Below are 8,634 nucleotides of genomic sequence, written 5' to 3'. Positions count from 1 at the left end.
TCACTTTTTGCTCCCTCTTCCCAAAGGTAATGGTAAATGGTAATTTAGAATTTATGTATGATGCAGATGACACTTACCTACTTGATGTCGAAGCGGAACTAGAAAGCCCTCTAGATAAGATGGAGCCGCTGAGTGCTGAGTCAGAAGCGGCAAAACCGAATCCGGAAGCAATGTTAGCGCTGCTTGAAAATCCCCAGCCACAGCAGAGAATGCTGGCGGCTCGTGCTTTTTGTGATATAGAGGATGCTCGGGCTATTCCTCATTTGATTGGCTTATTGACAGATACTTGTCCTTTGGTGCGAGTGAGCGCAGCATATGGTATAGGACGCAATCCCAGCCCGGATGCTGTTGAACCTTTAATTAATCAATTGAATCGAGATTGGAACGGTTATGTGCGAAAAGGTGTAGTTTGGGCATTAGGTAATTGCCGAGACATTCGCTGTCTAGCCCCTTTAGCTGATGCTTTAAGAACCGATATTTCCGCCGTGCGATTGTGGGCTGCTAGTTCTTTGGCACAGATGGCAAAAGTCAGTTATGAAGCTGTTGTAGGTGCTATTCCACCTTTGATTGAAGGCTTGGTAAATGACTCAATGCCAGCAGTACGAAGTAATTGCGCTTGGACGATTGGACAATTATGCCGCGAACTACCGAATAATATTGTTTACGCGACTGCGATCGATGCTTTGATTCAAGTTTTCGCAGAAGATGAAGATTTAGGAGTGCGTGAAGATACTAGAGCCGCGCTGTTAAGAGTCGGAGACCCCCGTGGAATTCAATTAATCGAAACTCTCGAACAAGAAGGATGGTTTTAGTTTTTCACGTAGGACATTGGTCATAAAAAACGGTTAAAGGAAATTTTGCTTTCCCCTTCACCTCGCATAATTTATTTTAGGACTTACGCTGGCATATTTTCTTGTAGGTGCTGTGACACTTTGACTCATTTTTAACGTAATAATCAGCTTTTCGTGTCGCGCACCAAGATAATGCTTGTGACATTGAGTAATTACTGTATTTTTATCACCTAATTACCTAACTTAGCGCCTGGTAGAGGTTATTTGTGTGTTGAATATGAAGCTGAATGGGTCGTGGTAGTGCGGTCAACAAGTAGCGTGTCCGTAAGGACAAGCTAGAAGCTTGCTGCTAAGTAACGAGCATCGAGACGCTTGCTACCTATTAGCTCTACCTATTAGCTAGCGAGCGGGACGCTCGCACTACAAATCTTGGATTACCAAATCGAGCGTAACGCACCTTTTGATCTGAAGCCATCACGTAACGACAATATTGCGGGAGGAAAATCCACATCGCAATTTGCCTCCCCTACGATATCTACGTTTCAGAAATCAAAACGGATTCCTATATATAGCGGTTTTTGTTTGGGTGTAATACTAGGGTGTTGACTTTGATAGAATTTACCCGTTTTTGGCTCATGCATTAACTGGTTCCCAGCCTCCGGCTGGGAACCCATGACAGTCGGCTCTGCCGACCGTCAAAAGCCGACACAAAAACTGTATGAACTTTTAGCCCAAAAAAACTACAGAGTCAACAGCCTAGTGTAATACACTCTGAAACCTCACCCTTACTAAGGAGAGGGGAAGGGGGTGAGGTCAATTTTGTATTCTATTCAACTGAAAACCGCTATATAGGTAATTGTCACGTAGTTTCCGCACCGAAGGGAGCTTCAGTTACTTACTTAGAAGAACAATTTGGCCTAATAATCGTAGAAAAAAGCAGTTGTAAGGAAATCATCAGTTAACTTTATCCGGAAAATTCCTGTTTTTTTACTTGTTACACCAGCGAACTCCCATGACCTTTTTTGCAGAAATTAGAGCTATTAAACTACGAGAAATTCGCCAATCTTTAACTCTTTATAAAGTTCTGCTCTAAACATCTATAAACTTTAACAAAGTATCAGAATTACTAACTTATAAATAACTATTTAGACCGCAACAGTTACGCAAGATGATGTATTCTATATACTCATGCAGCTAAGTAGTTTACCTTAATTTATTCCCAAGATTAAGTTGTCATAAATCCTAGAGATAAGGGATGACATATTCACTTACACCGAAATACTATACAAATATGGATACGAGGAAACACACAAACTAAGTATCCGAGAGACACTTTAACAAATCAGTATTTTCTGGAGAAATAAAAATGAAAAGCTTCAACAAGTTAGTAAAAACCCTGGCAATTTCTACCCTCGGTTTAGGTATTGCTACTGCATCTATTTCAGAAGCAAAAGCGGCTTCGTTGGTTCCTCAACAAGAAGGTGAAATTCAGCTTACTAACCCCGATAGCGATGTTTCTTGTATCACTGGCAGTTGTATAGATACAACACCATTTGGTTACACAGTTAAAAGTTTGGACTTTAACATTAATGCTAACCATCCAAATGCCCCACAGTTTGGAAAAAGCCGCTTGTTTGTTGATGATAGAAGCACTCCAAACGATTATGGGTTTGGAATCACCTTCAAAGGCAATAGCACTAAGGATGCAGGAACTAATCCAGATAAGAACGAATATTGGCTTCGTCCTCAAGCTAATATCCTCGATGAAAATGGCAATCTTGTTGCTTTTGAAAACGGACAGTTGGAAGTTGGTCTGTTCGAGTTCGTGTTGCAGAACACCGTTAGTGAAGTCAGACTAGACTTCTTTGATATAGAAGATAGTGAATTCAGTGGGATTATCCAAAAAGTCAACGGCGAAGATGTTGTAGATATACAAAATTTACTATTAGAAGGAGGCAAGGACAGTAACATCCAAACCTTAGTTTTGAAAGATGTTAAAAGCTTTCAAGTTCAGCTTGGTAAGCCCGGTCCTAACAGCAATTTCCGTAAAACTGGTGATGGTGTTTCACTACAAGTGAGTGTACCTGAATCAGAAAACGTCATCGGCTTGAGCGCTCTAGCAGTTGCTGGAGTACTTACCTTAAAGCGTCGCAAAGGAACTTCCCAAAAAGCGTAAGTCATGTAATGATTTACTCTTACTTACCGGATTTAGGGTCGCATCTCACCACTAAAATAATTTCAATAAATACTGGTATAAAAAATGTCATAGCCATCGCATCTTTAATTATTTAAAAAAATTCCCTTCTCTTTAAACTTTGATTGAGTAGATAGATAATTAACTTTCTTTTGTTAAGTTATCTAGCTACTCTTTTTTTTTACTTTTAAAACATGAGAATTATTACGCAATTTCGTAGTTATTACCGAAAGAATATTTAGTAATTTGAAGAAGAGCATCTAAAAAGCAATTAAATCTAGTATTTTTTCGGTAGAAATAGTAAGTTAAACCCAATCGTAGTAATTATTTACAAGCCAAATATAGTAATTTTTCGGACGAATTTTCGATTTTTGTCTCAAAATAAAGTTTAAGTTAATTCTGCTCGCTAGGGCTTACATTTTTGCCAATTGGTCTATTAACTTAGTGATTAGTCAAGAGGCAACAAAACAAATTACTTGCCTCCTCACTTAAACAAAGAGAAGAAGGGAAATCATGAGAAAGTTTAACGTTATTGCTGCAATTTTAGGTTTGGGTTTAGGTTTCGCTGCTGCACCTGCGGCTCATGCTGCTAGCCTCATACCTCAACAAGAAGGTGAAATTAAAACAACCAACCTTGGATGTCTTGACCCCAGTCAGTGTATTAGTACAAGTTCTTCTGGTTTCAGCGTTACAAGTTTGCAGTTTGACACTGATAAGAGACAGAAAGTAAATTACGGACTCAGCAGATTATTTGTTGATAGTAAAGGAACTGAAAACGATTACGGTAATGGTTTTATTCGATTCGGAACTTCAGATGGTGGTACAACTGAAGGTATAGGACAATTTTGGCTTCGTGCTGCGGCTATCCAAGATGATGGTGTGGCATCTGAAGGAGGTGAATTAGAAGTAGGTCGTTTCTTATTTGAATTTGAAAGAGAATTGGAAGAAATTACCATTGACTTTTTTGATGTAGAATCAGCTCGCTCTAGCGGAATTCTTGAAGTTAACGGACAGAAAGTTACAGATAAAATGTTGGTAGCAGGAGCTGATGGTAATACCCAAACATTATCGTTAAAAAATGTAACTTCTTTGGTATTACAGCTTGGCAAAACTGACGGTAAAGGAAAAGGTGATGGTGTAACCATTTCTGGAGTCGAAATTGTGAAAACCGTACCCGAACCCACAGCAACCTTTAGCCTTGGAGCTTTAGCAGTAGCTGGTATGTTCGGTGTGAAGAAGCGTAAAAAGTTAGCATAGGCTCTCTTAATAAACGAAACATAGTAAATCTTTTTTGCAAACTTTTTTAATCAGCTATCTATGATATTCAGGATGTACCCGTAGCGAATACAAAACGGACATATCCAATTCAGATCAAATTGCTTTTTGTATAGAATTTCTTGATTTAATGTGACATTTTATAGGGGTATAGAAGTTGATTCTATGCCCCTAGTTCATTGAATGTTTACAGGCAAAAATGATGGTTATTAATTGAGTGACATCCTCCCACACCAAATCAGAGATTATGGTGTGGGCTTCCAAGAATCACTTATAAAATTAAGTATCCCAGTCGTTAAGATCCCCCCAACCCCCCTTAGAAAGGGGGGCTTTGCGTAAGCCCTGTTACAAATACTTGCGACCAAGTTGTAAAAACAAAAACTAGAACCGCTGCGAAAGCTAAAAAACCTTGGATGATATTTCCAATTAAACTACCTACAACAATTCCTAAACCGGCTTTAATTGCGATTAATAAATCCCTTCGGTAAATTAATTCGCCAATGATTGCTCCTAAAAGTGGTGCAACTAAAATACCAATTAAAGGACCCCCAACAACTAAAAAAGGTGGTAATAATCCAAAGAATGCTACTGCTAATCCAACCATCGCTCCAATTTGTCCCCATTTACTTGCACCCGCTTTTTTCGCTCCCCAGTATGCAGCAAAAAAATCAATCCCCATGCTCAACAGTAAAACGACTCCCGTGACAATCAAAGGTAAGCTGATAGAAGCGAATGAACCTTTAATAAATCCCCAAATAATAATTCCAATTAAAATCAAACTAGTTCCCGGAATCCCAGGAACCACAGCACCAATAATACCCACTATCATCAAAGCAATTATTAACCCGTAAATAAGTTGCATATTTCTTAGTTATTTTATTAATTATGAAAGAGATGGGAAAACAGATAACTCCTAACTCCTAACTCCTAACTCCTAACTAATTTAAAGTAACAGCTAATTTATCCGCAATTCCTGCGATCCATTTTTCGTCTTGTTTGGTATAGCTGCGTGGAGCGTGCGCTCCTAAAATCAAGACTCCTTCTTTACCAATTGGTTGACAAATTACACCTTGAGTATTACTTGGTAAATAATCAAATTCAACTCTTCCGGGATACACTTTTAAATCTACTAAATAAACTGGCTGATATTTTTCTAAAACTCGCTTTAATATTGCTCCTGGTGTAACAACTGATTTCTCTCCTAGAATTCCTCGACGCAATAAAACTTTGTTTTGATAGTAAACTACCACGCAACGAGTTACGGTATTAGTTAATAATAAATGAGATGCCCAAGCCAATTCTGTTTTTACATCTGAGGGCAAATCTGGAGCGAGAAAAAAGCCTTCTTCACCTATAAGCTTTACGCTATCGGGAGTTCGCGGCTGTACCTGCTGCCAAATTAAACCCGTTAAGATTAAAACTGCACTTAAAATTACACCAAGTACATCAGCACGAGTTTGAGAATCAGTTAATTCTGACGATCGCAAACGGTTAATAAACAAAAGTACAGCGCCTAGCCCACCTACAATGATAGGTAGACGCCGATAAAAGCGATTAGGATCTCGATTAGCCATTTTGATGTAGTTATGAGTTAATTCAGTTCAATTTTAGATTTTAGATTTTGGATTGTTTTCTTGGTTAAACTTTAAGGCTCGTTTAATCTCAAGTCTAAAATTCATGCGGAGCTTGCTTCTATGCTGCATTTTTTGCGAAATTGTTTAGCGTCACTATAAATTCCACGAAAAGCACCGTATTGCATTTAACTGCTAACTCCTCACTCTTAACTCCTAACTCCTCACTGTAATTTCCTATTCTTCCCCTGGTTCAATTATGCGTTGAAACAAATATCCCGTACCTCTTGCGGTAAGTATTAATTCTGGATTTGAAGGGTCATCTTCTAATTTGGCTCGCAAACGGGAGATATGTACATCTACCACGCGGGTGTCTACATGACGTTCTGGTGTATATCCCCACACCTCTTGCAAAATTTCCGACCGGGAAAAAGCTTCTCCCGAACGACTTACTAAAAGTTCTAGTAAATTAAATTCCATTCCCGTTAAGCGAATGCGTTCGTCACCTTTATAAACTTGACGCTTATTTGTGTCGATTTTAATCGTACTTACGTGTATTACTCCAGAACTGGGAATCCCAGAACCACCAGTTTTGTCTACTCGTCGCAATACCGAACGAATGCGAGCTTCTAGTTCTTTGGGGGAAAATGGTTTTACTACATAGTCATCAGCACCGAGTTCTAAGCCAGTAATTCTGTCTGCGACATCTCCCAAAGCTGTTAGCATAATAATAGGGACATCAGATTCCTTGCGTAATTCTTGACAGACACCGTAACCATCTAGCTTGGGCATCATTACATCTAGAACTACTAAGTCAGGAATTGTTTTGCGGAAGGTATCTAAAGCTTCTTCCCCATCACCAGCCGTGACCACATCGTAGCCAATCATTGAAAGCCGCGTTTCTAAAATCCGGCGAATGCTGGCTTCGTCGTCTACTACCAGGATTTTTTCTTTATGGTTTTCCAATCTCAACGCTCCTTAACTAAAGTTTTTCTAGATTAATTTTTAGTACCATATTATTAAGATATCATTCCAATTATTTATTCGTGAAAACCTTGAACTTATTACTATTATTCGATTTTGCTTCGCTCAACAATTTAAAAGAAAATTAAGAATATTTAAGTTTATTTAATAATATTAAGAATGGCAAAGCCAAAAACCTATTACGTTTGCTCTCAATGTGGCGGAGAAACTCCTCAATGGTTTGGTAAGTGTCCGGCTTGCGGAACCTATAACTCTTTAGAAGAGGAAGTTGCGGTACAAAACTCTACCGATGTATCTTCTCGTGGTGTGGGTGCTTGGCACGCTCAGATGAGTAAGAAGAAAACTGCTGGTGGCAAACCAGCTAAACCGCGAGCTTCTTTAAGGTTAGACCAGATTAGCGATCGCCAAGTTGAACGCTGGAGTTCTGGCTATGGAGAGTTAGACCGGGTGTTAGGTGGTGGGGTAGTTCCAGGTTCTATGGTGTTAATTGGTGGCGATCCAGGCATCGGTAAATCTACTTTGCTATTACAAGTATCAAATTCATTGTCTCAACAATATCGCGTTCTTTATATATCGGGGGAAGAATCCGGACAACAAGTTAAGTTAAGGGGTTCGCGTTTGGGTGTTGCTGAGGAACTGAGTCAAGAAATAAATGGTAATGGCAAGGTTACGGTAGCACCAGAGACAGAAGTAAGCGAACAAAACGGAAAATCGGTTAAGGTTGAAAGTGATTTATATATCTTACCCGAAACCGATTTAGAAGAAATTCTCAAGGAAATTGAATCTCTCAGACCAAATTTAGCGGTAATTGATAGTATTCAAACGGTGTTTTTCCCAGCCTTAACTTCTGCACCAGGTTCGGTAGCACAGGTACGAGAATGTACTGCGGCTTTGATGAAAGTGGCAAAACATGAAGACATTACCATGTTAATCGTAGGACACGTCACTAAAGAAGGCGCGATCGCAGGTCCGAAAGTTCTGGAACACTTGGTTGATACCGTGCTGTATTTTGAAGGAGACAGATTTGCTTCCCATCGCTTATTGAGAACCGTAAAAAACCGTTTTGGTGCGACCCATGAAATTGGTATCTTTGAAATGGTTGCGAACGGATTGCGGGAAGTTCCCAACCCCAGTGAATTATTTTTAGGTAGTCGCGATGACCCAGCACCCGGTACTGCGATTGTGGTAGCTTGCGAAGGTACTCGTCCCATTGTTGTGGAATTGCAAGCTTTGGTAAGTCCGACTAGTTACTCTTCTCCCCGTCGTTCCACCACCGGAGTAGATTACAGTCGTTTGGTGCAAATTTTGGCAGTATTAGAAAAACGAGTCGGGATTCCCATGTCCAAGTTAGATTCCTACGTTGCTTCCGCAGGGGGATTAAATGTAGAAGAACCAGCAGTCGATTTGGGAATTGCGATCGCGATTGTTGCTAGTTTCCGAGATCGAATCGTAGATTCCGGTACCGTATTAATTGGTGAAGTCGGTTTAGGGGGACAAGTGCGATCGGTATCCCAAATGGAATTAAGGTTAAAAGAAGCAGCGAAGTTAGGATTTAAACGAGCGATCGTCCCCAAAGGACAGAAATTTCCCGAATTAGATATAGAAATTGTCCAGGTTTCCAAAGTGATAGACGCGATTATTGCAGCAATACCCCAGCAAACACTTACTGATGAAGATTTGGAACCGGATGAGGAGGATATGGAAATGGAGGAGTGATGGGAGATGGGGAGACAAGGGGACAAGGAGAAATAGGAGTTATCAAAACTTTGTAGTAGGAGCATCTTGCTCCTTAAGCTAAAAAGCATCTAAATCATATATT

At 39.8% G+C, this 8,634-nt stretch carries 7 protein-coding genes; 4 read left to right on the top strand and 3 right to left on the bottom strand.

What is annotated here, in order from left to right; translation table 11 throughout:
• The first annotated feature begins 53 nt into the window (after positions 1 to 53).
• The 3 genes from VB797_RS19420 to VB797_RS19410 all read left to right on the top strand — a co-directional run bounded on the left by VB797_RS19420 (position 54) and on the right by VB797_RS19410 (position 4,242).
• The gene (locus VB797_RS19420; protein ID WP_323239426.1) at positions 54 to 812 is read left to right on the top strand and encodes a HEAT repeat domain-containing protein; all 759 of its coding nucleotides are present in this window, start codon (positions 54 to 56) and stop codon (positions 810 to 812) included.
• A gap of 1,345 nt (positions 813 to 2,157) precedes the next feature.
• Positions 2,158 to 2,967, top strand: a complete 810-nt coding sequence (locus VB797_RS19415) for an LEVG family PEP-CTERM protein (RefSeq protein ID WP_323239375.1) — start codon at positions 2,158 to 2,160, stop codon at positions 2,965 to 2,967.
• Positions 2,968 to 3,498: 531 nt separating this feature from the next.
• Positions 3,499 to 4,242 (top strand): LEVG family PEP-CTERM protein, encoded by a 744-nt coding sequence (locus VB797_RS19410; protein WP_323239374.1) that lies wholly within the window; start codon positions 3,499 to 3,501, stop codon positions 4,240 to 4,242.
• 334 nt (positions 4,243 to 4,576) lie between these two features.
• Here VB797_RS19410 and VB797_RS19405 read toward each other — a convergent pair whose 3' ends face one another.
• From VB797_RS19405 to rpaB, 3 genes are all read right to left on the bottom strand, one after another.
• Complete coding sequence (locus tag VB797_RS19405; protein WP_323239373.1) at positions 4,577 to 5,122, bottom strand: DUF456 domain-containing protein; 546 nt, start codon at positions 5,120 to 5,122, stop codon at positions 4,577 to 4,579.
• A gap of 76 nt (positions 5,123 to 5,198) precedes the next feature.
• Entirely contained in the window at positions 5,199 to 5,834 is a 636-nt protein-coding gene (locus VB797_RS19400) for a cofactor assembly of complex C subunit B (RefSeq protein ID WP_323239372.1), read from the bottom strand.
• Positions 5,835 to 6,068: 234 nt separating this feature from the next.
• Entirely contained in the window at positions 6,069 to 6,797 is a 729-nt protein-coding gene (gene rpaB, locus VB797_RS19395) for a response regulator transcription factor RpaB (protein WP_323239371.1), read from the bottom strand.
• 177 nt (positions 6,798 to 6,974) lie between these two features.
• Between rpaB and radA the strand changes: the two genes are divergently transcribed.
• Entirely contained in the window at positions 6,975 to 8,531 is a 1,557-nt protein-coding gene (gene radA / locus VB797_RS19390) for a DNA repair protein RadA (RefSeq protein ID WP_323239370.1), read from the top strand.
• The last annotated feature ends 103 nt before the right edge of the window (positions 8,532 to 8,634 follow it).

The organism is Rivularia sp. UHCC 0363 (genome assembly GCF_034931125.1).
In the GTDB taxonomy this organism is placed as follows: Bacteria; Cyanobacteriota; Cyanobacteriia; order Cyanobacteriales; family Nostocaceae; genus Rivularia.
This window is presented reverse-complemented; position numbering and strand designations above follow the sequence as displayed.

What these genes read in the sequence shown, in the direction of transcription:
- VB797_RS19420 (WP_323239426.1), top strand. Translation starts at nt 54, where the DNA reads ATGTATGATGCAGATGACACTTACCTACTTGATGTCGAAGCGGAACTA.
- VB797_RS19415 (WP_323239375.1), top strand. Translation starts at nt 2,158, where the DNA reads ATGAAAAGCTTCAACAAGTTAGTAAAAACCCTGGCAATTTCTACCCTC.
- VB797_RS19410 (WP_323239374.1), top strand. Translation starts at nt 3,499, where the DNA reads ATGAGAAAGTTTAACGTTATTGCTGCAATTTTAGGTTTGGGTTTAGGT.
- VB797_RS19405 (WP_323239373.1), bottom strand. Translation starts at nt 5,122, where the DNA reads ATGCAACTTATTTACGGGTTAATAATTGCTTTGATGATAGTGGGTATT.
- VB797_RS19400 (WP_323239372.1), bottom strand. Translation starts at nt 5,834, where the DNA reads ATGGCTAATCGAGATCCTAATCGCTTTTATCGGCGTCTACCTATCATT.
- radA (WP_323239370.1), top strand. Translation starts at nt 6,975, where the DNA reads ATGGCAAAGCCAAAAACCTATTACGTTTGCTCTCAATGTGGCGGAGAA.